19 protein-coding genes, 1 tRNA gene and 4 pseudogenes are annotated in these 22966 nt (G+C 70.1%); 16 read left to right on the top strand and 8 right to left on the bottom strand.

What is annotated here, in order from left to right; translation table 11 throughout:
- Positions 1 to 72 precede the first annotated feature (72 nt).
- The 9 genes and pseudogenes from FHX44_RS04030 to FHX44_RS03990 all read left to right on the top strand — a co-directional run bounded on the left by FHX44_RS04030 (position 73) and on the right by FHX44_RS03990 (position 9124).
- The gene (locus FHX44_RS04030) at positions 73 to 414 is read left to right on the top strand and encodes a hypothetical protein (RefSeq protein WP_147254226.1); all 342 of its coding nucleotides are present in this window, start codon (positions 73 to 75) and stop codon (positions 412 to 414) included.
- Between the two features lie 102 nt (positions 415 to 516).
- A complete protein-coding gene (locus tag FHX44_RS04025) occupies positions 517 to 1503 on the top strand; it encodes a potassium channel family protein (protein ID WP_147254225.1) in 987 nt (328 codons plus the stop codon).
- A 530-nt stretch (positions 1504 to 2033) separates the two neighbouring features.
- Complete coding sequence (locus FHX44_RS04020) at positions 2034 to 2786, top strand: STAS domain-containing protein (RefSeq protein ID WP_147254224.1); 753 nt, start codon at positions 2034 to 2036, stop codon at positions 2784 to 2786.
- A gap of 201 nt (positions 2787 to 2987) precedes the next feature.
- Positions 2988 to 3341, top strand: a pseudogene (locus FHX44_RS04015) (transposase); the annotation flags it as partial.
- Between the two features lie 203 nt (positions 3342 to 3544).
- Positions 3545 to 4303 carry an SDR family oxidoreductase gene (locus FHX44_RS04010; RefSeq protein WP_147254223.1) on the top strand — a complete coding sequence of 253 codons (759 nt, stop codon included), beginning with the start codon at positions 3545 to 3547 and terminating at the stop codon, positions 4301 to 4303.
- Positions 4304 to 4312: 9 nt separating this feature from the next.
- Positions 4313 to 4696, top strand: a complete 384-nt coding sequence (locus FHX44_RS04005; RefSeq protein WP_147254222.1) for a VOC family protein — start codon at positions 4313 to 4315, stop codon at positions 4694 to 4696.
- On the top strand, positions 4693 to 5676 hold the full coding sequence (locus tag FHX44_RS04000; RefSeq protein WP_147254221.1) for a sigma-70 family RNA polymerase sigma factor: 984 nt from the start codon (positions 4693 to 4695) through the stop codon (positions 5674 to 5676). The genes FHX44_RS04005 and FHX44_RS04000 overlap by 4 nt, the downstream gene beginning before the upstream one ends.
- A gap of 253 nt (positions 5677 to 5929) precedes the next feature.
- A complete protein-coding gene (locus tag FHX44_RS03995) occupies positions 5930 to 6148 on the top strand; it encodes a hypothetical protein (protein WP_147254220.1) in 219 nt (72 codons plus the stop codon).
- A gap of 1626 nt (positions 6149 to 7774) precedes the next feature.
- Positions 7775 to 9124 (top strand): MFS transporter, encoded by a 1350-nt coding sequence (locus FHX44_RS03990; protein WP_147254219.1) that lies wholly within the window; start codon positions 7775 to 7777, stop codon positions 9122 to 9124.
- A 504-nt stretch (positions 9125 to 9628) separates the two neighbouring features.
- Here FHX44_RS03990 and FHX44_RS44130 read toward each other — a convergent pair.
- Positions 9629 to 9916: pseudogene (locus FHX44_RS44130) on the bottom strand (YhjD/YihY/BrkB family envelope integrity protein); the annotation flags it as partial.
- A gap of 468 nt (positions 9917 to 10384) precedes the next feature.
- Between FHX44_RS44130 and ppk2 the strand changes: the two are divergent.
- The 4 genes from ppk2 to FHX44_RS44125 all read left to right on the top strand — a co-directional run bounded on the left by ppk2 (position 10385) and on the right by FHX44_RS44125 (position 14849).
- On the top strand, positions 10385 to 11206 hold the full coding sequence (gene ppk2 / locus FHX44_RS03980) for a polyphosphate kinase 2 (protein WP_147254218.1): 822 nt from the start codon (positions 10385 to 10387) through the stop codon (positions 11204 to 11206).
- A 602-nt stretch (positions 11207 to 11808) separates the two neighbouring features.
- Positions 11809 to 12771, top strand: coding sequence for a serine/threonine-protein kinase (locus FHX44_RS03975; RefSeq protein ID WP_170308761.1), 963 nt, complete (start codon positions 11809 to 11811; stop codon positions 12769 to 12771).
- A 1563-nt stretch (positions 12772 to 14334) separates the two neighbouring features.
- Positions 14335 to 14452: transfer RNA gene (locus FHX44_RS03970), tRNA-OTHER, on the top strand.
- Positions 14453 to 14621: 169 nt separating this feature from the next.
- Complete coding sequence (locus FHX44_RS44125) at positions 14622 to 14849, top strand: DUF6928 family protein (RefSeq protein WP_425469111.1); 228 nt, start codon at positions 14622 to 14624, stop codon at positions 14847 to 14849.
- Here FHX44_RS44125 and FHX44_RS42645 read toward each other — a convergent pair.
- The 3 genes and pseudogenes from FHX44_RS42645 to FHX44_RS03960 form a co-directional block, all read right to left on the bottom strand.
- On the bottom strand, positions 14846 to 16765 hold the full coding sequence (locus FHX44_RS42645; protein WP_246170198.1) for a dioxygenase family protein: 1920 nt from the start codon (positions 16763 to 16765) through the stop codon (positions 14846 to 14848). The genes FHX44_RS44125 and FHX44_RS42645 overlap by 4 nt on opposite strands.
- 181 nt (positions 16766 to 16946) lie before the next feature.
- A pseudogene (locus tag FHX44_RS43090) lies at positions 16947 to 17159 on the bottom strand (dioxygenase); the annotation flags it as partial.
- A gap of 29 nt (positions 17160 to 17188) precedes the next feature.
- Complete coding sequence (locus tag FHX44_RS03960; protein WP_147254216.1) at positions 17189 to 18403, bottom strand: FAD-dependent monooxygenase; 1215 nt, start codon at positions 18401 to 18403, stop codon at positions 17189 to 17191.
- A 97-nt stretch (positions 18404 to 18500) separates the two neighbouring features.
- Between FHX44_RS03960 and FHX44_RS03955 the strand changes: the two genes are divergently transcribed.
- On the top strand, positions 18501 to 19328 hold the full coding sequence (locus FHX44_RS03955) for an IclR family transcriptional regulator (protein WP_147254215.1): 828 nt from the start codon (positions 18501 to 18503) through the stop codon (positions 19326 to 19328).
- A gap of 37 nt (positions 19329 to 19365) precedes the next feature.
- Here the strand turns inward: FHX44_RS03955 and FHX44_RS41925 are convergent, their stop codons facing one another.
- Positions 19366 to 19629: a hypothetical protein gene (locus FHX44_RS41925; protein WP_170308678.1), complete on the bottom strand. Its 264-nt coding sequence runs from the start codon at positions 19627 to 19629 to the stop codon at positions 19366 to 19368.
- Here FHX44_RS41925 and FHX44_RS44120 point away from each other — a divergent pair.
- Together FHX44_RS44120 and FHX44_RS43085 are read left to right on the top strand one after the other, a co-directional pair.
- Positions 19613 to 19702, top strand: a pseudogene (locus FHX44_RS44120) (hypothetical protein); the annotation flags it as partial. The gene FHX44_RS41925 and the pseudogene FHX44_RS44120 overlap by 17 nt on opposite strands.
- A 94-nt stretch (positions 19703 to 19796) precedes the next feature.
- Positions 19797 to 20294, top strand: coding sequence for an MFS transporter (locus FHX44_RS43085; RefSeq protein ID WP_246170197.1), 498 nt, complete (start codon positions 19797 to 19799; stop codon positions 20292 to 20294).
- Here FHX44_RS43085 and FHX44_RS03945 read toward each other — a convergent pair.
- The 3 genes from FHX44_RS03945 to FHX44_RS03930 all read right to left on the bottom strand — a co-directional run bounded on the left by FHX44_RS03945 (position 20259) and on the right by FHX44_RS03930 (position 22615).
- Positions 20259 to 21017, bottom strand: coding sequence for an N-acetylmuramoyl-L-alanine amidase (locus FHX44_RS03945; RefSeq protein ID WP_147254213.1), 759 nt, complete (start codon positions 21015 to 21017; stop codon positions 20259 to 20261). The two genes, FHX44_RS43085 and FHX44_RS03945, sit on opposite strands and share 36 nt — an antisense overlap.
- Before the next feature lie 1059 nt (positions 21018 to 22076).
- Positions 22077 to 22382: a type II toxin-antitoxin system PemK/MazF family toxin gene (locus tag FHX44_RS03935; RefSeq protein ID WP_170308759.1), complete on the bottom strand. Its 306-nt coding sequence runs from the start codon at positions 22380 to 22382 to the stop codon at positions 22077 to 22079.
- Positions 22379 to 22615, bottom strand: a complete 237-nt coding sequence (locus FHX44_RS03930; RefSeq protein ID WP_147254211.1) for a hypothetical protein — start codon at positions 22613 to 22615, stop codon at positions 22379 to 22381. The genes FHX44_RS03935 and FHX44_RS03930 overlap by 4 nt, the downstream gene beginning before the upstream one ends.
- Between the last annotated feature and the right edge of the window lie 351 nt (positions 22616 to 22966).

Here is a 22966-nt window from a genome sequence, read left to right as displayed (position 1 = left end):
CGCTCGGCGGGCATCGACTGCATCGGGGCGCAGCGGATGCCCCGGCGGCGGCTCGTCGTACCGGCAACCCCCGTGAGCGACCTCGCGTCGATCGCCGCGCTGCCGCCGATGCCGGTCGTCGGCGGGGTCCCGACGATCGCTGCGCCACCCGAGGAGGCGCGTCGGTTGGCGCAGGCCAAGCTCCGGGCGACCCTGAAGGAGTTGACCGCTGCCGGCGCCACCGCAGGGGGCGAGGTGTGTGACCCCGATCCGATGCGGGCGGTCCAAGACGCCGTCGGGAGGCAGGAGTTCGACGAGATCATCGTGTCGACGCTCCCGGCGCGCCTGTCTCGCTGGTTGCACCAGGACCTGCCCGCGCGCCTCGGGCGCAAGTTCCACTTGCCGGTCACCCACGTCGCCGCAAAGGATGTCTGAGTCGTCCTGACCACGGCGAGGGGGGACCGTGAACCTCGAGAAGGTCGTGTTCGGCTTCTTCGTGCTGCTCGCGGCGCCCTGTCACCGGCGATCGCGGAGCGCATGCGGGCCGTCGGCTCGCCGACGGTGGTGAACCCGTTCGACCGGTTCGGCGACCACCTGCGGGTCGCGCTGCGCGCACCGGCGTCCTACCAGCTCATGACCTGGCTGGAGAGCGGTCCGGGAGCGGAGCTGCCCGCGAGGAGCCACCCTCCCCGGGAAGGCCGATGGGTGGTGTGCGGATACGGCCGCCTGGGGAGGGAGCTGATCGAGGACCTGAGCGTGGAGGGCCTCGACGTCATCGTCGTCGACCCGGTCGCCGACCCTACCGGGGACGCGAGCCGGATCATCCGGGGAGACGCGTTCGAACCCGCTGTGCTCCAGCAGGCGGGTGTGGCGGACGCCGTGGGCTTCGTCGCAGGCACGGACAACGACACCAGCAACCTCTCACTGATCGCCGCCGCCCGGCGGGTCAACGCCGGGCTGTTCGTCGCCGCTCGGCAGAACCGCCCGTCCAGCGCTCCGCTGTTCGCGGCGATGGACGTGGACTCCCTGCTCGTCCCGACGGAGGTGGTCGCCCACGAGGTGTTCGCGCAGCTGAGCACCCCGCTGCTCTGGCGGTTCCTGCAGGAGGTGCCCGCGCGCGGCGACCGATGGGCGGCTCGCCTCGTCGACTGCATCACGCAGCGGTGCGGCCGGCGCCTGGGGGCGCTGTGGAAAGTCCGGCTGAACCAGGTCGAGGCTCCGGCCACGATCGGGTGGCTCACCTCCGGCGAAGCCCGGCTCGGTGATCTCCTGCGCGACCCCGACGACCGCGACGTCCAGCTGCCCGCGGTCGTGCTGATGGTGATGCGCGACGGTGAGTGTGTCCTGACGCCCGATGACAACCTCGTCCTGGCTCCGGGCGACGAGCTGCTGCTCTGCGGTCGCCCCGCAGCTCGTCGCGCGCTCGACACCACCATGGTGGTCGATGCTGCGCGGGAGTACGTCGTCTCCGGTCGGCACGTGCCGGCGAGCTGGATCTGGCGGCGCATGGCAGGTGAGTCGTGACGACCTGCGTGGCCACCTCCATCGGTGTGGCTCGGCAGGGCTTGATCGCCGAGGTCGACTTGCCGCTCCCGTGCCCGCCGCCCGCGACCCGCGGGCGGCCACAGCGTGCCCACGGCAGTTCTGGGCCCGCATGCGCGCGACTGACGTGTCCCAGCGGGTCCTGAACCCCCACGCCCGTGACCAGGGCATACTAGGCGACAACAAATAGAAACCGCGAGAAACGGCTGGTTAGGGACTTTACCTGGTGTCCGAGGGGGGAATCGGACACGGAAATGTCGCATACCCGCACAGTGCGGGTGTCTATACGCTTAAGCCTAGAGCATCCTGCAGCCGCCTCGGCCGACTCCTGCACGAATTCCGCGGAGGCAGGGTCCACCTGATGACAGTCGGCTGCTCGGGCTGCCAGCAAGCGGGGCGGTCAGTTGCCTGTCAGGAGCGGGCACGCCGGGCTCGAACCGGGCAGGTATCCGTACGTGCCCGCCGGCCCAAGCAGCAGGCGTGCGCCCGGTCTCGGCTGCGTGGACGCCGGGATGGTCGCCGACGCACTTGACCGGCACTCGGGATCGCCGGCCCGTTCGACCGGGGGGACGTGCTCACGCAGGCCGAACCTCGGCGACGACGACGCCGTGCTCGCGCTCGACGTGTGGGCGCACCTGGCACGAGCGCTCGTTGCCACCATGGCCGCGGCGATGGACGGGCTCGACGTGCTCGCGTTCAGTGGCGGTGTCGGCGAGCACCGGCCGGCGCTGCGGCACCCGCTCCGGGGGTGGGAGCGTGGGGCTGGGGCGCCGGACCGCGCAAATAGCGACTGGCGGCGAGCGTGGCGCGCTTCCTGGCTGGGTATTCGCTCAGTCTCGGCCGTCTCGGGGTCGAGGTTCATCGGGCGACGAGGCCCGGGAGGCGCACCAATGCTCGCCCTGGATGTGGAATGCCGCCCCGACTGCACGGTCGCGATTGCGGCAGTCGGTGAGGTCGACGCAGCCGCCGCGGCCCGCTTGAGTGCGGCCGTGCACCGTCAACTCGACCGCGTGCCGTCGACGCTGGTGCTCGACCTGAGCGAAGTCACCTTCTTTGGTGTTGCCGGCCTACAGGTACTGCTGTGCGTGGCGGATCGTGCGACGGTCAGTGGCGTGCCGCTCCAGCTGGTCTATCGCGATCCGTCGCCCGTGCAGTTTGCCCTTGAGGCCGCGGGCATGGCGTCGGCCTTCGCCGTTGCCGGGTCTGCCGCTGGGGCCTCCGTCACCCCGGCCAACGCGCCCCGGACACACCGCGGCCGGACTTAACAGCGTATCGACACCCTCGAGACTCCCTTCGAGAACCAGCACCAGGACCTCACCCACACCGTCGCGGCCCGGGATCGGATGTTCGAGCTGGTGGGCTTCGGGTAGGTCGAGTTCTGGCCTGACCTCCCCAACAAGATCAAGACAGCGGAGCATCACCCGATCCGGGCTACCTGCTGGCCAACGGGTCCTGACCGAGGGTGGGGCATCCCGCTGGCCGTCTCGCTGACCGGCGGGAACCGCCACGACGTCACCCAGCTGCTGCCCCTGCTCGCCGCGGTACCGCCGGTGCGCGGCCGGCGGGGGCGTCCCCGCCGCCGCCCGGAACGGCTCTACGCCGACCGGGGCTACGACCACGACAAGTACCGACGGCGGGTGCGGGCCACCGGCATCCGCCTGGTGATCGCCCGCCGCGGGGTGGCCCACGGATCGGGGCTGGGGATCTACCGCTGGGTCGTGGAGCGCACCCTGGCCTGGTATCACGGGATGAAGCGGCTGCGGATCCGGTGGGAACGCGGCGACGACATCCACGAGGCGTTCCTCGGCCTGGCCACCTGAGTGATCACCTATCGGTACGTCCGTCGATTCTGTTAGGACCTCTTACTCAGCCACTTCCGCCTGATCACTGCGGGGAGATCGGCGATGGTGTCGGCGCGCGCGGTGGGTACCGGTCTCTGATGCCGCCCGACAGGGCCGTCGACCGATGGATTCCGGCGCCTCCCCGGATCTCCACCTACGACACGCAATCAGAGGAGGCAGACATGCAGGGTGCTACGCGCATCGAAGGATCGGTAGCGCTGGTGACCGGCGCCAACAGGGGCATCGGCCGCGCGATCACCGAGGCGCTGCTGGCGCGCGGCGCGGAGAAGGTCTACGCCACGGCGCGTGATCCGAAGACGCTCGCGGTGTTGCAGGAGCGCTATGGCTCTCGCGTGGTTGCGTTGCGATTGGACGTCACCGACGCCGACCAGGTCGCCGAGGTCGCACGCGAGGCCACGGACGTCGATGTGCTGATCAACAACGCGGGCGCGTTCGAGCCGACGGAGCTGACCGACGAGGCGATCGTCGACGTGGCTCGGCGCGAGATGGAAGTCAACTATTTCGGTGCCCTGCGGATGCTGCAGCGCTTCGGGGACACGCTGGTGCGCCGCGGTGGCGTCATCGTCAACGTCGGTTCGGCGGCTGGACTCACCAATGTGCCACTCCAACCCACGTACAGCGCGTCGAAGGCCGCGCAGCACTCGCTGACCCAGGCCTCGCGCGCGCTGTTGGCGGGCCGGGGCGTCACCGTGCATGGCGTCTACCCGGGGCCCGTCGACACCGATATGACCAAGGACCTCCCGCCTCAGTTCGAGAAGACCGCGCCCGAGGACGTCGCGAACGAGGTCCTCGACGGCGTCGAGGCGGGCACCGAGGACATCTTCCCGGACCCGTTCGCCATGGCCTTCGGTGAGCAGTTCCACTCCTCGCCCAAGAGCGTGGAGCGGCAGATGGCGGCGATCGTCGCGATCCCGGCGTAGGGGTGGTTCATGAGTCTCCCCGAACCGAGCCGGGTCGTGCACCTGGAGCTGCACACTCACGATCTGGGTGGCGCGAGCAGGTTCTACGACCGGCTGCTGCGGTGGCGAACGGAGCGGATCGACGTTCGCCGGGGTTCCTACCATGCGCTCGCGCTCGGCGGTCCGCTCGACGGCGGGATCGTCGAGTGTGGGACGACGCACACCACGTGGCTACCGTACGTGGAGGTCGAGGAGATCGAGGTGATCACCGAGCGGGGACGCCGGCTCGGCGCGTCGGTACTGCTCCAGCCTCGGGAGGGACCGGCGGGATGGACCAGTGTGCTGCGGTCGAGTGTGGGCGGCGAGATCGCGCTCTGGCAGCCGAAGCAGCCTCTCGTGAGGGGAATCGGATGACCGAGTCGACGCTGCTCGACGCCGCCGTCGCGGGGAACGAGAGCGCTTACGCGGAGCTCGTCGAGGCGCACCGCCGTGCGCTGCACGCGCACTGTTACCGGATGCTCGGTTCGGTCCACGATGCCGAGGACGCGGTGCAGGAGACGCTGTTGCGGGCGTGGCGGAGTCTGTCGTCGTTCCAGGGCCGAAGCTCGATTCGTTCGTGGTTGTACACGATCGCGACCAACGCCTGCCTGAGGGCGATCGAGCGCCGACCCGGACGCGTGCTGCCGATCGGCTACGGTCCGCCGGCCGATCCGCACCGTCCGCTCGGCGAGCCGCTCGTCGAATCGATCTGGATCGAGCCCTACCCCGACGAGCGGCTCGGTCTCGACGCCGGGCCGGCCGGCCCGGAGGCGCGGTACGAGCAGCGCGAGAGCATCGAGCTGGCGTTCATCGCAGCGCTGCAGCACCTACCGGCCCGCCAACGGGCGGTGCTGATCTTGCGCGACGTGCTCGGCTTCTCCGGCGCGGAGGTCGCCGCGGCGCTGGAGACGACCCCGGCGTCGGTGTACAGCATGTTGCAGCGCGCCCACCACACCGTCGAGGACCGTATCCCCGAGCTCAGTCAGCAGGCGACACTGCGATCGCTCGGTGACGAGCGGCTGCGAGCGATCGTGGACCGCTACGTCCGGGCTTGGGAGCGGAACGATGTCGACGCGATCGCGGCGATGCTGACCGACAGCGCGACGATCGCGATGCCGCCGACCGCAACGTGGTACCGCGGCCGGGACGCGGTCGTCACCGGCCTCGAGAAACTGCCGCTCAGCGGCCGGATGACGTGGCGGATGACCCCCACCCGCGCCAACGGCCAGCTCGCGGTCATGGGTCACAGCCGAGACACGAGCGGGACCTTCGTGCCGAACCACCTCGCCGTGCTCACGCTCCGCGGCTCGCTGATCGACGAGATCAACGCCTTCATCATCGCAACCAGCCATTGACGAGTAGGGCTCCCATGGCATCCACTGGGCGGCTTCTGACCGAAGAGCGAGGACGGCTCACCGTCCGGCGGGTGCCCTCGGTCGACAACGGCCGAGCAGAAGTCGAGACGACCTTCGAAACGGAAGGTCGCGCCGCCCGCAGAGCTCGTGGCGCCGTCGGTCTTTTGCTGCCGTTCGTGACGCCAAGGAACACCCAGAGAGTCACTACGCGATGGCCTTTAGACCAAGTTGCCCTGCTCGAAGTCTTGACGCGATGAAAGTCGCCGATGTCCGCGATCGGGTGCGCCAGGCGGTCCTCGCCACCGCCGGCGAGGGGATGTGGAACGCGGGTGCGTTCTACGCCGAACTCGATCCGTTCACCCTGGTCCGGGCCCTCGAGAACACAGGCGCCACTCTGCGGAATCTGCACGCCAACCCCGTCGCCGCGGTCGTGATCGCCCCGCACGGTCCGTTCGCGCGACGTAGGTCGTAGTGACTCCCGCATTGGAGTGGTCGCGGTGGCCACGCGACCGGGGCCGCGGACGGCCTCGGGGTTTCGTCCGTCCGCGTCCTGGTGGCCGTGATCCGGCTGTTCCTCGAGGAACTGCCCCACGAAACACCGGGAGCGGCCGGCCCAACGGTCAGTCCGGCGAACCGAGGCCCGTCGAAAAACGGGTCGCCCGGGCCGATATGGCTCAGCACGACCGGCTTCGCAGACGCATCGGAAGCGACCCGGCCGACGTCGTCGGGCGTCGTATCGGCTTTTCATGTGTTCAATCGAGCCTGCTTCGCCGACCGCCTTCGCGTAGTAGTCGACGTTGATGGCTCCGTGGACCAGGACGTCGGTACCGGCCGCAAGGCGTGCGACGTTCGTGGAGCGCGCTGTGTCCCCTGAGAAGGTGATGGAGCCGTCGTCGGTGTCGAACCGATAGCCGAAGGAGGGAAAGACCGGGCCGTGGGGCACGAGGACGGACGAGACTCTGGTCCGGTCGTCCTCGGAAACGGATGCATGTCCGGGGCTGTCAGCTCAGGGGTCGCACCGACTTCCGAAGGGGGGGAGCACGTCGTGGACGTCGGCCAGTCGGGCGTAGTCGACGGGGGCGCCTTGCTCGCTGTTCCTGATGTTGATCTCGTGGGCTCAGGCCTGGCACACTCCCGCTGGCTCCTGCTCGGGCCGGGCCGGCGGAGTGCGAGGCACAACTGGTGACAGCGGCGCACACGCTCGCCGCGGCGGCCGTGCCCAGGAGCGCGCGTCTGCTGACTGAGGCGTCCGTGGTCAACGCTGACCGTTCGGTCGCCCGTATTGGCGTGGACAGCGCGTGGAGTGAGCCCAGGGGCGCCGCACGGGCGACCGGCCCGTGCCCAGGGCCTCTCGGTGAAAGCGGCCAAGCGCGTGGGATCGGCCACGAACAGCACGGTGTGGTTGAGCCGAGCGGGGGATACCGCGGACAGGTCTTTTCGAGGGCGAGATCATGCCCGGCGGTGCGGGATGTTCGGTGCAGTGCCGGCCCGCCTGCGCCTGTCAGCCCGAGCGGCCCCCCGCCTCCACCACCGAGGCGAACGGGGCCTGGTCACCCGGGCGGCGGGCGCATCCTGCGTGACATCGAGAACCGGCGCGGGTCGCACGTCGCCTACTGGTCGTCCGACGGACCAGAGCACGTGCCGGTGCTGCGGCAGGACTGGCCCATCGAGGAGTGCGGGGACGCTGTGGCCGAGGGTCGGAGGTGCCGTTCGCGCAGTGGCGAGCGCTGGCGGAAGCATTCGTCGCCGCGCTGGGCGAGGACGACGTGCGCCGCGGCGACTGAGCGAGGCTACGCCGAGCTGCGCAGCACAGCTCCGCCGACTCCACCGTCACTGGCACCACCAAGCTGTTGTCGCTGCTGCTCGCCAAACGCCGCCGAGGCCGGCTAATCCCGCTGTCCAGCACCGCCCGGCTCACCGCCCTGCGCAGGTGGGTGCAAGGCTACAAACTCGAGCGCCCACACCACCCTCGGCGGCCGACCCCAGCGACCCGACTCGCTGCATGATCATCAATCACATCCCAGGTCATGTACAACTAACGCGCCCGCGATCGGGGAACACCACCTCCACCATCTGGTCACGGGACGGAGGAGTTCCGATGTCAGCATCGTCTGTCGGTCGGGGAGTGCGGCAGCCGTCGTCGGTGCGTCGGGTGGTCGTCGCGAGCCTGGTGGGCACCTCCCTCGAGTGGTACGACTTCTTCATCTACGGCACCGCCGCCGCGCTGGTGTTCAACCAGCTGTTCTTCCCGACCTTCGACCCGCTCGTCGGCACCCTGCTGGCCTTCACGACGTTCGCCGTTGGGTTCGTGGCACGGCCGCTGGGCGGGATCGTCTTCGGGCACTACGGCGACAAGGTGGGGCGCAAGAACGTCCTGGTCGCCACGCTCCTGCTGATGGGCATCGCGACGTTCCTGATCGGGCTGATGCCCACCTACGCCACGATCGGGGTGTGGGCGCCGATCCTGCTCGTCCTCCTGCGCTTCCTGCAGGGGCTCGGGCTCGGCGGCGAGTGGGGCGGCGCCGTCCTGATGACGCTCGAGTCTGGCGATCGCAGCAAGCGCGGCCTCAACGCGAGCTGGCCGCAGGTCGGCGTGCCGATCGGGCTGCTGCTCGCCAACGGCATGCTCTCGCTGATGGCGGCGGTCAGCTCGGACGAGGCCTTCCTGGCCTGGGGGTGGCGGGTCCCGTTCCTGCTCAGCGGGGTGCTCGTGCTGGTAGGGCTGTGGATCCGGTTGACGATCGCGGAGAGTCCCGCGTTCGAGCAGGTCGAGGCGAAGCAGGAGAAGGCGCGGGCCCCGATCGTCGACGTGCTGCGCAGCTACCCGCGGCAGGTTCTGCTGGCCATCGGTGCGCGGGTCGGCGTGGACGTGGTGTTCTACTTGTTCGTCCTGTTCATCACCACCTACATTGTGACCTACCTCGGCCTGCCGCAGAGCTACGCGCTCAATGCCGTGCTGATCGCTGCGACGTTCCAGGTGGTGTTCATCCCGCTGTTCGGGGCGCTGTCCGACCGGATCGGACGCCGCCCCGTCTACCTGGCCGGGGCGATCGGCGCCGCCGCCTGGACGTTCGCGTTCTTCGCGCTGCTCGACACCGGCAGCTTCGCGCTGATCGTCCTCGCCGCGGTGGTGGCGCTGCTGCTGCACGCCGCAATGTACGGGCCGCAGGCGTCGTTCATCGCCGAGATGTTCCCGACCCAGGTGCGCTATAGCGGCGCGTCCATGGGCTACCAGCTGGCAGGTGTGATCGGTGGCGCGCTCGCCCCCATCATCGCGACAGCCCTGCTGAGCAGGTACGACACGTCGCTGGTCGTGTCGCTGTACGCCGTGGTCGTCCTCGCGATCACTATCATGTGCGTCGTCATCGCGCGGGAGACCGCCAAGGCCGATCTGGACGCCGAGGATGCCGCGTTCCACACGCGGGTGCGCCGCACCCGGCCTGACTGAGCACGAGCATCTGACGAATGCGCGCTGGCTCCGCGCCGTTCCCAATCTGAGCTCGAGCTCAATTTCATACTTGGTTTGGCACTTGTCTCCGTCGGCAACTATGCGACTTGGGTCGTGGCGACCAAGGGTTCTCGATTTGTCGTAAGCGTGTGGCGAGGGCCACGCGGAAGGGCCGCTTCTGGGTGTGCCTGATGCAAGGTGCGCGCCGGACCGGCCCGCCCTCGTAACCGGTGCCGGTCGGACAATGGACGGAGCTCGGCAGGCGGCTGCTCCCGCAGGGTTTGCAGCGGCGGATCGCCGCGCTGTCCGAGTGAACCGCGGAACGGGTGACGATCGTGCCGCGCCGGCCACTGTCGGCCCTGCCATGGGCGGCGTTGCGCTCGACAACGGCCGCCCCCTGGTCACTGTGGCCGTACTCCATCTCGTGCGGCGGTCGGCGCTGGTGAGATCGTGGTCCTCGATGAACGGGGTGAGCAGTGAGCGCGGCCGTAGCCGCCGGGCCAGCACCACGTTGAGTTCGGCTGCGAGCACGAGGATGACCGCCTCGAGGTAGATCCAGGCCATGAGCCCGAGCACGATCCCGAAGAGTCCGTAGACCTGGCTGGAGCCCAACAGTCCGGTGCGGACGAAGAAGGCGCCCGTCGTCAATAGCACCTGGAAGGCGAGTGCGGCGAGGATGGCGCCCGGCAGGACGTCGCGGACGGTCACCGGTCGCGAGGTGAGCGCCCGAAAGGCTTGCAGCACCAGCGCGCAGTTGGCCGCGACCGAGACCACGACGGCCGCCACCCGCATTCCGACGCCCAGATGTGCGCCAACGTCCCCCGCTCCCGCGGCCAGACCCGGACAGGGCCAGTGCGCTGTCGACGAGCTGCTGCTGCAGCGTCTCGTTACCGGGAAGCGCGAACCCGAGCACGGTGGAGAAGATCAGCAACAGCGGGAAGAGGGAGAGAAACCCGTAGTAGGTGATGAGGGCGGCGAGGTACCCGCCTGGTCGTCGGCGAACTTGTACACCACCGCGATCGGCTGTCCGAGCCACCGGTGCCGGCGCTGGTACTCGTCGAGCCACCGGATCGCTCCCACGGCAGGGAGGTACCCCCGGGCGCCCGGCCCCCACCCCGCAACAGCCTGGCTCTAGTGATCACCTTGCTCCCCGGAGGTTCGGACCGGCGCAGCGGCGTGAACCCCGGGGGAGGGGGAGGGTTACCGGCGGTGCCGGCCCGGGAACCCTGCGCGCGGATCCCGTTCCGCAGGAGGCTGGGCATGACCGCGACCCCGACCGCCCCGACCGAGAAGCTGCCGAAGAAGATCTACGAACGGGAGATGCTGCGTTTGCAGCGCGAGCTGGTGGAGATGCAGGAGTGGGTGCGCAGCAGCGGCACTCGGCTGGTCGTCGTGTTCGAAGGCCGAGACGCCGCAGGTAAGGGGGGTGCAATCCAACGCGTCGCGGAATACCTCAATCCCCGGGTGTGTCGGATCGTCGCGCTGCCCGCACCCACCGAGCGCCAGCGAACCCAGTGGTACTTCCAGCGCTACATCGAGCACCTGCCGGCGGCCGGGGAGATCGTGCTGTTCGACCGCAGCTGGTACAACCGCGCCGGAGTCGAACGCGTCATGGGTTTCTGCACGCCCGAGGAGTACGAGCGCTTCCTGCGACAGTGCCCGGTCTTCGAGGAGCAGCTCGTCGAGGACGGCACCATGCTGCGCAAGTACTGGTTCTCGGTGAGTGACCAGGAGCAGGAGCGGCGCTTCCGTTCCCGGATGAAGGATCCGATGCGGCGCTGGAAGCTGTCGCCCATGGACCTGGAGTCGCTGACGCGGTGGGAGGATTACTCACGGGCGAAGGATGCGATGTTCGCACACACCGACACCGATGTGTCGCCGTGGTTCGTCGTGGAGGCGGAGAACAAGCGCCGGGCGCGGATCAACATGGTGGCACACCTGCTGGCCAGCGTGCCTTACGAGCACGTCGAGCGCCCAGCGTTGCAGATGCCCGAGCGCCCGCCGTCCCGCGGCTACCAGCGCCCGCCCCGCGAGCAGTTCCGGCACGTGCCCGACCACGCGGCGACCCTGAGCGCGGACTGATCCGAATACCGACATCACTCAGGGACGCGTGCCTCCACCTTGTTGCGGTACCGGGTCTCCGGGCGGGCGGCTCGGCCGCTGCGAGCCGAGAGTGTGCCCCATGTCGACACCACCTGTCGCCGCTCGCTCGAGGTGCCCGGCGCCCGCCCGTTCCTACGAGGTCCGCGCTCGCGGGCCTGCCCCAAGATGATCGACTGCCGAGGGACGGCACCGGGTTCACGCGGGTTGCGTCACTGCTGGCCGATCAGTACACAACGACCCCCGCGCCATCTCCCGCAGCACGATCGACGACCCGAGCGGGTGCGGACCCTCGTCGCACACGAGCCCCCACCCGTCGCGCTGCTCGCCGACGCCCCACATGTCCGTCCCCCCGCGATCGACGTGGTGTGGGCCAGGTCGGTGAGTACCGCGGCACTTCACGGTCAGGACCGAGCGGCGGGCCTGGAACCGCGAGCGCGGCGAGGGCGTCCCAATGCGGCGGCGTCCCGTTCAACGCGCGCCGCCGCCAGGGGGCATCGCTGGTGTGCATGAGATGGCCCGATCGGGGGAACGAGGGGTTGTCGGAGCGTGGTCCCCGGAGGTGTCGGAGTGGAGCTGGCGGCATGCTGGTGAAGAGCCGGTACGAGTTGGGGCCGGTGATCGGGGTCGGGTCGTCGGCGGTGGTGCGGCGCGCTCGTGACGTGCTGGACCGGGTGCCCGTGGCGATCAAGCAGTTCCGCCCGGGCGCAAATCCGAGCGACGCGCGACGCCACCAGCAGGAGATCGCGACACTGGCGCGGTTGTGCCACCCGGGGTTGGTGCGGATGCGCGACTCCGGCGTGCAGGACGGTGTGCCGTTCGTGGTGACCGACCTCGCCGAGGGGCCCACCTTGGCCGAACGGCTCCGCGCGGGTCCGCCCCTGACGTCGGATGCGGTGCGGCGCATCGGGCGGCAGCTGGGCGATGCGCTGGCCTACGTCCACGCCTGCGGGATCGTGCATCGCGACGTGAAGCCGGCGAACGTACTGCTGGAGCGTGGGCTGCGGCCGCGGCTGGCCGATTTCGGGATCGCGACCGCGCTGGACCGTACGGCCACGACCGCGAACGGCTGCGTGATCGGCACCGCCGCCTACCTTGCCCCGGAGCAGGTGCGCGGCGAGCAGGTCGGCCCGCCCGCGGACGTCTACGCGCTCGGGTTGGTGTTGCTGGAGGCGCTCACCGCACGCCGCGAGTACACCGGCGGCCCGGTCGAGGTCGCGCTGGCGCGGCTGTGGCGCCCGCCGGTCGTCCCGGACGGGTTGCCCGCCGACCTGGCCGCCCTGCTCCACGCGATGACCCTTGCGGAGCCGGCGGAGCGGCCCACAGCCGCTGAGGTCGCGGCCGCACTCGCGCCCCGGCGACCCGCGAGCACCGCCGCACGGCACGGGCGGCACCGCCGCCGCACCGCGCCCCAGCTCACCACTGCCCTCGTTGCCGGCGCTGCGGCGGTCGCCGCGGTCGCCTCGGTCGCCTCGGCGGACCAGCGGGCTCCTGAGCGGGTCTCCGGTTCGACCGACGTGGTCCAGGTCCACCGGCTGCTGCGGTGAGGCCCGGCGGCGCGGCAGGTAGCCATAGCGGGCCGTGGACCGGCTGGGCCGGTCGGCGAGGTGCGCAGGCGGCACCCGCGCTACGCGGGCTATGCAGTGTTCGGGCGGTGGACCAAGAGCGAGGAACTGAGTGACCCGGACGATGTGTCGACTGGTGACATTGTGCGATTCCGTCGCTCGGCGCCGGATCGGATCGTATGTTCGCGGTTGCCTGCGCATCCGGAGATCGGAGTTCAGTTGGTCCTGCAAGAAGGCGGCAAGTGGTGGCTTGGAGTCCCGTCGGAAGCCCGAACGCGGGGCCGCGGCGTACCTCTCGTGTCCATTCGCTTCGTGGCCGCGTGCGGTGCCGATATTGCCAGCGGCGGGTGGAAGGCGCACCCGCGAGGAGCGCATCTACTATCGGTGCGCGGCATTGAGCATCGTGACGGGCTCGCCGACTCTAGACTCGCATCCGAAGAATGTGTACCTGCCGGCAAAGCTGCCGTGCTGGCGCCGATCAACTCGTGGATCGGGTCGCCAACGAGTTGACCGGTCGTGGACAAGCGACGTCGAGCCGTCGCCGGAGGGAATCGAGGTGGGAGTCCGCTGTGGATGCAGTGGGTCGGGAGGTGGCCGAGGAGGCGGTGTCGCGATCGCGGTGACCGGTGCACACGTGCTCCAGTCATCGTCATTGCTCGTGGTCTGAGCTCGGTCGCTCTCCAGCCAGCGGCCTCGACCCGACGTCGTTGCTCGCGGTGTCCGACGCCATGGCTCTCGGCGCGGTGAGCGCCTTCCGGGAGCGGGGCTCGCACCCCGGCCGTGGCGGCTGGGCGGCCCGATTCCGATGTCGAGGGCTTCGGGCACGTCGAAGCGGCCCAGGCGATAGAACAACTCGTGCGCGACCGAACTGCCGAGAAGCAGCCGCGCCGGACTCGTGTGCGCCTGGACGGGGGTGTCCCAGTGGTACTCGAACCCCCACGCCTGAGACGAGGCATACACAGCATGGCTCGTATGACCCGCATGAAACCCGCTGGTCAGGAGCGTGATCTGGTGTCCGAGGGGGAGTTGCGCACTAACCACACGCCTTGCTCTGCCGTGATGTCGGCGCGAATGGCGGCGGGTGTCAGGTCGTACGGGCATGGCCGCGATTCCGGGACGCAAATGGCGGCGGGGGGTCGGCCCAGGGCGCCAGGTCGATCGAGCGCTCGCTGTCCAGCTCGCACCGGGTGTGGCGCGTGTGTCCGAGGTCTGGAAGCCAGTTCCACCTCTTGTGCTTCTACCACCAGCATCCGGCCGCCGGGCCGAGCTGGGCGCCGCCACCTTCCTGCAGCGAGCTCGTGAAGCGCGGTTCGCCGCACCGTGATGCGCCGGCCTCACTGCCGCAGGTGCTGAAGCGATGCTCCAGGCCTGTGGTGACGTTCCAGCGATGGCGACCGCTGCAACGGACTGGAGCGGTCCGATGTCCGCGACATGCAGACGGTAGGTGCGGCCAGTCGAGACGTTCGTGGCCGGAAATCGGCTGGTTCCTCGATACCGAACCTCTTATGCTTGTCGGACCGGGATCGCGCGTTCCGGCAGGTTGCGGGCGCTGTGGCAGAGTGGCCCATTGCACCGTCAGGGGGAAGGCTCTCCCCGTGACGGCTAGTCGAGGACGGGTGAGCCCTGCTCGGCCTCGCCGCGGGTTCGAATCCCGTCGGCGCTCCGCAGCCGATTTTCAAATTGCCTACGCCCCGCCCTTCGAGCCGGGCCGTATCATGTGATGTAGATTCGCGACACGAGGGCCGAAGACGGCGCTGTTTGACTGGAGACCCGCACGAGGCATTGCGTGGGGCGAATCGCGCGCCACGACCCGACGTCGAGGCGCTGGTGCGTTGGTCCGTCCGGGCTACGTCGTCGTCCCCGCCGGGGATGGCTGGCTGTACGAGGATACCTATCCCGCGGACGACTTCACGTACGCGACTCTTTTGGACGGGGTCGAGCTGTACTGTGACAAGCGATTCATGTTCGACCGCCCGTCGGTGCGATTCCGCGCACCGAAATATGACACCGGGCCGGCTGACATAGGCTCCTGCGCCCGTCACCGTGCGGCGGACGGTTAGATGGACGACCGCATCATCTGCTGTACGGCGGCCGCGTACGGAGCAGATGCGACCGTGGCGCGCACGAGGGTCTGCTGGTGCAACTCGACGCGGGGCTTGCGGGAGCCGCCGTCCGGCTCTCCCCAGAGGATGGTGACCTCCTCGCCCGGGACAGCATGCTCGGCGTCGAGCAGGGCGATCGAGAGGATCTTCCGCTCGTTGATGCTGTAGCCGGTGTAGGTGGACAGCCCGACGAATGTTCCGTCCAGGCTGCGGACCTCGTCGCGCTGGATCATGTTGCCGTAGTCGGCGACCGGGAGTTCGAGGTACTTGTAGGGAACGCCGGGCTCGAGGAGCGAGCCGACGATGCGCAGCACGTCGTCGGCGTTCCAGACGAGCGTCATCTTCTTGCGTGGCGGGTTCGGGGCCAACTCCTCCAGTACGTCCCGGCCGATGAAGTCGTGGTCGAACTTGACGATGTGGCCGTAGCCGAGGTCGTAGGGGGTGACGTAGTAATCCTCGATGTTGTTGGAGACGAAGCTGCCGGCGATCGAGAACTTGCCTTCCCAGCCGTCGGCGGGGAGCCATTCCCGGTAGGCGCGCAGGTCCTCGCCGGTATAGATGGCCGGCAGTGGGTAGGCGACCCAGGCCTGCTCGTAGAGCGTGCTGAAGTAGGCCTTGGTCCCGCCCTGCCGCAGCCCGTGCTCGGCGCCTGCTGCCAGGATGGCGGCGCGCACCTTCTCACCGTGCTCGTAGGGCCCGGAGATCTCGACGCCCTTGTGCCCGGCCATCCCGTGCCGGAGGACGAGTACCTCGACGCCGGCGATCCTCACCCGGGCGGTGCGGAAGAACTTAATCTCGGCGGTGTCGCCTTCGACGACCGCGTCGAAGATCTCGCTGGCGTTCGGGCCGTCCAGCTGGAACCGGAACTTGGCGCGGCGGCCGGTGGGGTTGTCGGAGGTGTTGTTGTCCCGCTCGATCGTCACGTCCCAGTCGCCGGTCTTGGCCTGGTACTCGACCCAGTTGAGCAGGGGCATGCTGCTCACGAGCTCGTAGTGGTCGCCGGTCTGATCGCTGTGGGCGTAGAGGATGCAGTCCCCGATCATCTGGCCGCGGGCGGTGCAGCCGATGAACTGCTTGGCCCTGGTGGGGTCGAGGTTGGCGAGGCTGTTGACGCCGATGGAGTTCAGCAGGGCGAATGCGTCCGGCCCGCTCAGGAAGAGCTCGGGCATGTGGTGCGACTGGTCGAACAGGATCGCCGTCTCCCGCCAGGCGCGCTGCTCGTCGCGCCAGTTCGAGAACTCGGTGGGCACCGGGTTCAGGTCCGCCCGGATGCGGCTGTGCGGGCCCGGCGTGTCGTTGTACAGGTGGTCGACGAGGTTGGGCGTGGCGTCGATCAGATCCTGCAGCGACCCGGCGTTGCGGTCAGCGGTGGCCATCGTGCGAGTTCCTCTCGGTCGCGGTGTCTGGTCGGCGCGCAGCAAGGCGATGTCGAAGTGGACGGCGCGGAACGGGTTGGGCAGCCCGGCCTCGGCGGCCCGCCCCGGGTCGTCGACGAGCGGGAACGGCCGGACCAGGCTCTCCTTGACGCCGAAGACGGCGTCGGAGTCCAGGTAGGGGCTGTCGTCGACGAACAGGTGCGTGGTGACGGGCCGGTAGCCGGGTGCGGTGGCGATGAAGTGCACGTGGGCGGGCCGGTAGGGGTACCGGTTGGTCGCGGCGAGGAGTTGGCCGACGGGGCCGTCGTCGGGGATCGGGTAGTAGCGGGGCACGATCGTGCGGAACCAGAACCGGCCGTCGTGGTCGGCGGTGAACAGCCCGCGCAGGTTGCGTTCCGGCTGGACATCCGGCTGCTGGACGTCGTAGAAGCCGTCGGCGTTGGCCTGCCACACGTCGACGAGCGCCCCGGCCAGCGGTTCGCCGTCGGGCCCGGTCACGCGGCCGGTGACGAGGCAGGGTTCGCCTTTGCCGTCGAATGCGATGTTGTCGCCCGGTTCCCGCGGAGGGGAGGAGACCATGTGGAACGGGCCGAGGACGGTCGACTCGGTCGAGGTGCCCGGCGCGGTGGTTGATCGTCTCCACCAGCAGCGAGACGCCCAGTACGTCGGAGAGCAGCACGAACTCCTGCCGCACGTCGTCGCACTTCTGGCCGGTGCGGGTCAGGAAGTCGACCGCTGCGCCCCATTCCTCCCCGGTCAGCTCGACCTCCTTGACGAAGGCGTGCAGGTGCCGCGCCAGCGCGGTCAGCAACTGCCTCAACCGCGGGTCGGGCGCGTCGGCGAAGCTCGCGGCGACCACCTGCGCCCACCGTTCCTCGCTGAACAGCTCCATGTGCTCCTCCTCATCAGACCGGGGCTGCGTCAGACCCGGGCGGTCTCTTCCGCCTCGGCGTCGTACGCGTAGATCCAGCCGCTGGCGACAAGCGGGTCCGCGCCGGCCAGCGATGCATCCCTGGCCTCCTGCTCGGGCCCGTCGGGGAGGTGGTTGACGTGCGCTCTGGCGTGGCTGACCTCTTGCAGCCGGGTGGTGCGTCCGATCCGCAGCGACTCGTACCGCTGCAGCGCACGTGCGGGTGCATGCGTGTCCTGGGCGAGGCAGCGGGCCAGGGCGGCGGCGTCCTCGATGGACTGGGCGGCGCCCTGGGCGAAGAACGGGAACATGGGATGGGCGGCGTCGCCGAGGAGGGTGACCGGGCCGTGGCTCCAGCGCCCGAGCGGCGCGCGGTCCAGCAGCGCCCACCGGCCGGGCGTCCCGGCACCCTTGATCAGCTCCTGCAGGCGCGGGTCCCAGCCGGCGAACTCGGCGAGGAACTCCTCCACGGTCGCGGTGGCGCTCCAGGACTCGACGGTGTAGTCGCCGGCCGGCGCGAACGCGACGAGGTTGACCGCGGTCTCGCCGGAGATGGGGTAGTGCACCAAGTGGTGGCCGGGGCCGATCCACAGTGTCTGTGCGCGGCGGCGGGCGAACCCGGGCGCACGGTCGGCCGGCACGAGGGCCCGGAACGCGCAGATCCCCGAGTAGGTCGCCGTTGCCGGCTCGATCATCGCGCCGCGAACGGTGGAGTGCACTCCGTCGGCGCCGATCACGACGTCGGCCTCGGCGGAGGTCCCATCGGCGAACGCCAGCTCCGCGGTATCGCCGCGGACTGTGACGGACGTGCAGCGCTTGCCGAGCTGGACCGCGTCCGGTGGGACGGCGGCGCCGATCGCGTGGGCGAGGTCGGCCCGGTGCACCGTGTACGTGCGCTCGCCGTAGAGGCGCTCGCACGAGCCGGCCAGGTTCTCCGCGGACAGGACCCGCCCGTCTGCCCACCGGCGGAACTCCCACCCCACGTCCAGCGGAACGGCACGATCGCGTAGCCGGTCCATGGCGCCCAGCCGGCGCAGCAGCCGTACCGCGTTGGGTGCCAGCACCAGCCCGGCGCCGACCTCCCTCAGCTGCGGGGTCTGCTCGTAGACGACGCTCGGCAGCCCGGCGCGGTGCAGGAATGCGGCCGCGGCGAGGCCGCCGATGCCGCCCCCGACGATGGCGATCCGGGAGGCGACACGGAGAGTGCCGGCAGACGATCCGACCATGGGGCGATCGTTCGCGGGCCCGCTCCACCGGGGAACCGTTGCGCTCATTGAATGAACAAATTCGGGCAGGCGTTCGTCCACCGGCTATAACCGGCCCATGCCGCCGACCAGCGAACCGGGGCGGTCGGTGAGCTCCCGGCTCCTGCAGGTCCTCTTCGCGTTCCGGCCGGGACACACCCGGCTCACCCTCGCCGCGCTCGCCCGCAGGACGGGCCTGCCCCAGGCCACGGTGCGCCGGCTGGCCATCGAGCTCGTGACCGCGGGTGCGCTCGACCGGGCGCCCGACGGCGCGCTCACCGTGGGGACGCGGCTGTGGCAGCTGGGCACGCTGGCGCCGCTGACCGAGCCGCTGCGAACGGTGGCCCTGCCGTTCATGGAAGACCTGTACACCGCCCTGCAGCAGCACGTGCAGCTCGCGGTCCTCGAGGGATCCGAGGCGGTGATCGTGGAACGCCTGTCCACGCCGACCGCGGTGGGTCTGGTGTCCCAGGTGGGCGGCGGGTTGCCGCTGCACTGCTCGGCCGTGGGCAAGGTGCTGCTCGCCCACGGCGACGGGACGCTGTTCGATGCCGTGGTGGAGCGCGGGCTCGACCGGTTCACGCCGCGGACGGTCACCGATCCGATAGAGCTGCGCCGTGAGCTCGGCGACTGCCGGCGAACGGGGACGGCGATCGTGCGCGGAGAGCTGACTGCGGGTGCGGACTCGGTCGCCACCCGGATCATGGACGCCGAGGGGCGGGTCGTCGCCGCGCTCTCCGTGGTGGTTCGATCCGGGTCGGTGTCGCTGACGGCGGCCGTCCCGTCGGTCGTCACCAGCGGTCTGGGGATCTCCCGCCGGCTGGGATGGACCCCTGACGTGGGCGTCCGCGCCGAGCTCGCCGCTCATTCATTCAATGACTGCAGGGGTTCCGCCGGGACCAGGTGAGCCGGAACCTCCCCTCACGTCCCGACACCCCGCGAGGTCACCGACGTCGCTCGCCTCCGAAAAGTCGGCGCCGCCGCGCCGCAGCCTCTCCTTCGTCATCCTGATCTGCTTCGTCAGCATCGTGCTCGACGGGTATGACCTGGTCGTCCACGGCGCCACGATCCCGCCGATGCTCGCCTGCCGGGAATGGGGTGACGCCGGAACAGGCCGGCGCGATCGGCAGGTATGCCCTGGTAGGCACGCTCACGGTCGGCGCGATCATCGACATCCTCGGACGCCGGATCATGCTGCTGTCGATCATCTGGGTCTCGGCGGCGATGGGGTTGTCGGCCCTCTCGGCCAGTCTCGAGATGCTCGGCGTCCTGCGGTTCGTGGCCGGTTTCGGCCTCGGTGGCGTCGTCCCCACGGCGGTCGCGCTGACCGTGGAGCGCTCGCTGAAAGCACCGTCGCCAGCTGAACTACGCGCTGGTGTACAGCGGCTACTTCGTCGGCGGCATCCTCACCGCGCTCGTGGGGCTGCTCCTGCTGCCCCATATCGGCTTCCGCGCCATGTACGCGATCGGCGCGCTCCCGCTGGTCCTCGTGCTGCCGGTTGCGTGGCGCTACCTGCCGGAGTCTGTCGCGTTCCTCGTGGCCCGCGGCCGGCACGACGAGGCGCGCTCGCTCGCCGACCGGTACGGCCTCGCGATCGATGACGTCGTGCCAGCGGCAGTGCCGAAACTGGAGGAGGCCGATCGCCTCGCTGGCATCCGGATGATCTTCCAGCGTACCTACCTGCTCGCCCCGCTCCTGTTCGCCGTGGCGAGCTTCTGCCGGCCTGCTGCTCGTCTGCGGGCTGAACACGAGCAGGGGGGGTGCGCGCGCTCCGGGCCCGGCGGGCCGGGACCGCCTGATCCCGTGGCGGAGCCCGGTGGTGCCGGGGCCCGGCGCTCAGAGTTGCTCGTCCACCGGGTCGGGCTCGGGTAGGCGCGCCTCGATCGCGTCCAGCCGGGCCATGATCTGTTCGAGTGCGAAGCCGACGTCGACGCGGCGGGCGACCTCGAGGCCCTCGCGCCCCGCCGGGGGGACCGGGCCGGCGGTGGGGTCCTTCCCCAGGTGCGTCATGATCTGGTCGCGGGCGAAGCCGACGTCCGCGCGCGAGGCGAGGCTGTTGAGCTTCGCGCGGTCCTCGGGCGTGAACATGTCGTCCTCCAGGTGCTCGGTGACGAGGGCGCGGAACGCGGCCATGTCGAAGTTCGGGTCGATCTTCCGGCCGGTCGGGGCGGCCACCTCCTTGTGGCCGAGCACGCGCGCCACGGTGAGGCGGTAGTGCCCCACGAGGGCCGCGCAGAGGCGGGCGTAGGCGTCGTACTGCACCGTCGGCCAGGCCGCGGTGCCCGTGGCCTCGGCCTCGATGCCGATCGCCCACGCGTTGCCCGTGCTCGGATCGTGGACCACGCCGGCGTGCCAGCACAGCCCGGCCGCGACGACGTGGACGGTGCCGCTGCGGCCGAGGACGAGCTGCGCCAGCCCGCGGTCGCGGATGAAGTTCAGCGACGGTGCCTCACCGGTGGGCGGGCCGGCCGTGTGGTGGCAGACGACCGTCCGCACGCCCGACATCCGGCCGTGGCCCCTGGTCCGCCAGCCATCGACCTCGAGGACGCGCAACCCGGAGCCGCGGCAGGCGTCGGCCAGGTCGAGCAGGAACACGGGCGCTCCCGCGCGCTCAGATCGGTCGGGTCATGGGCGTGACCACGTCACCGTCGTCAGGGGTCGGCATGGTGTCTCCTCCATCGGTACCTGCGGTGCGGCTGCATCGGTGGCCCGAGGTACGAGGCGGCGGCACCGCCGCCTGATACGGACGGGGACCAATCGGCCGCCCCACCCGACCGGAGTGGCGGGGACGGCGGCGTGGCCGGTCAGCCGTCGCGCCACAGCGTGGCGTAGAGCATCTCCCGGCTAGGGGTAGCGGTCGACGCCCTTCACGTGGGCGCGGGTGATCGTCGCGAGGTACGGCCGGCTCAGCCAGCAGATCGCGAGGTCCTGGTTCACGACCAGCTCCACCTGTCGGTACGCCTCGGCCCGCCGGGGCGGGTGCCGCGCGGTCGGCGATCCGCCCGCCTCGATCGAGCACGGACATCCCGTGGGCGGTGTCCGCGGTGCGCGCGAGTGGCAGTTGCGGTAGCGCCAATCCGCAGCGAGCCACGGCCGCCGGGGATGGGCGTGCTGCAGCACCGGCAGTTCCCGCCGGAGCCAGCAGGGGCGCGATGGCGGCGTGGGTCACGACGACCACCGCCACGGGCGCGTCGCTGCTACGCACGCGTGTTCAAACGGGTTCTGACACTGGTACGACGTCTGTCGCAGGCATGCAACGTTTGAGTGTCCGAGGGGGGAGTTGCGCACTAACCACACGCATCGCTCTGGCTGGCTGAACTCGGGGCCATCAGGGCTGGCGGGGACTGTCTGGCCGACATCGCACTATTGCGCGCCGAGCTTGGCGTCTACGGCGTGATGGCGTCGGATCCGACGGTGTCACCGGCGATCGAGCGGCTCGCCGTCGACGCGACGACGGCGCCGTGCGCGATCAACACCGCCCGGCCGGCGGCCGCGCCCGGGCGTTGCCGCCGGCTCGCGAACCCGCCCCCGAACCATCACATCGACCACGGCAACCCGCCGATCGTCGATGTCGACGCGCTGCGGCGACGCGCGTTACCCCGGCTGCTCGCCTCGGACGCTGACCCGGAGATGGCCCGGAGATGGCCCGGGGGCCTAGACGTCGAAGACTGCGCGCAGGGCGGCGTCGACCTGTTCCATCTCCGCGGTCGTGGCTTCCCCGAGCTTCTCGGTGAGCCGCTTGCGCACGGGACGGTCGATCTCGGTGGCCAGGGCCCATCCCTGCTCGCCGATCCGCACGGCCAGCAGCGAGGCCGGGTCGGAGTCGACTACGTGCATCACGTACACGACCGGGAGCGCCTCGTTACGGTTGATCGAGTCCGCGGACACGATCAACCGGGTGGTGGACTGGCCGGCTCGCGCGATCACCGGCTCGTAGTGCCAGACCTCGCCACGCCTCACGCGCTCTCGCCCAGCTCGTCCGCAGCGGCAGCCCGCTCGGCCTCCGCGTCCTCGGCGTAGCCGGGGTGCTGCGCGTACCAGCGGGCCATCGCGTCCACGCCCTCGCGCAGCTGGTCTTCACGCACCAGCCGCTCGAGGTAGCCCGACGCGCCACCGCGACTGCGCGCGCCGCATTGCCGCACATGCGCCGCCACCCCTGCATCCAGGCTGACCGTCAGACGCTCCTTCTGCATACGGAGCATCATACGGACGGCCATACTCACCTGCGAACGTAGCGGCTGGTGCCGCCGGTCTTCGTGAGCGAGCACCGAGTCGCTGGGCCGGCACGTCACGCCGACCTGGACGGGACGCAGCCTCCGCGAACGGTCGGGCTCGGTGGAACCGATCGCCTCGCTCGCCGGGCGAGGTTGGGGTGCACGTGACCGTGCGCGGCGGAGGTGGACATCAAGACGTGCTCATCGGAACTCCCGTACGGGAACGGGCAGGACGACAACCCGCGCGCCATTGCGGCGGCGGTGGGGATGCGCCTCGGATCAGGCGTACAGGAGTTCGAGCACCATGACGATGATCATGTCAGGCCCCGC

Origin of the sequence: Pseudonocardia hierapolitana, from assembly GCF_007994075.1 — a bacterium.
Classification (GTDB): Bacteria; Actinomycetota; Actinomycetes; order Mycobacteriales; family Pseudonocardiaceae; genus Pseudonocardia; species Pseudonocardia hierapolitana.
This window is presented reverse-complemented; position numbering and strand designations above follow the sequence as displayed.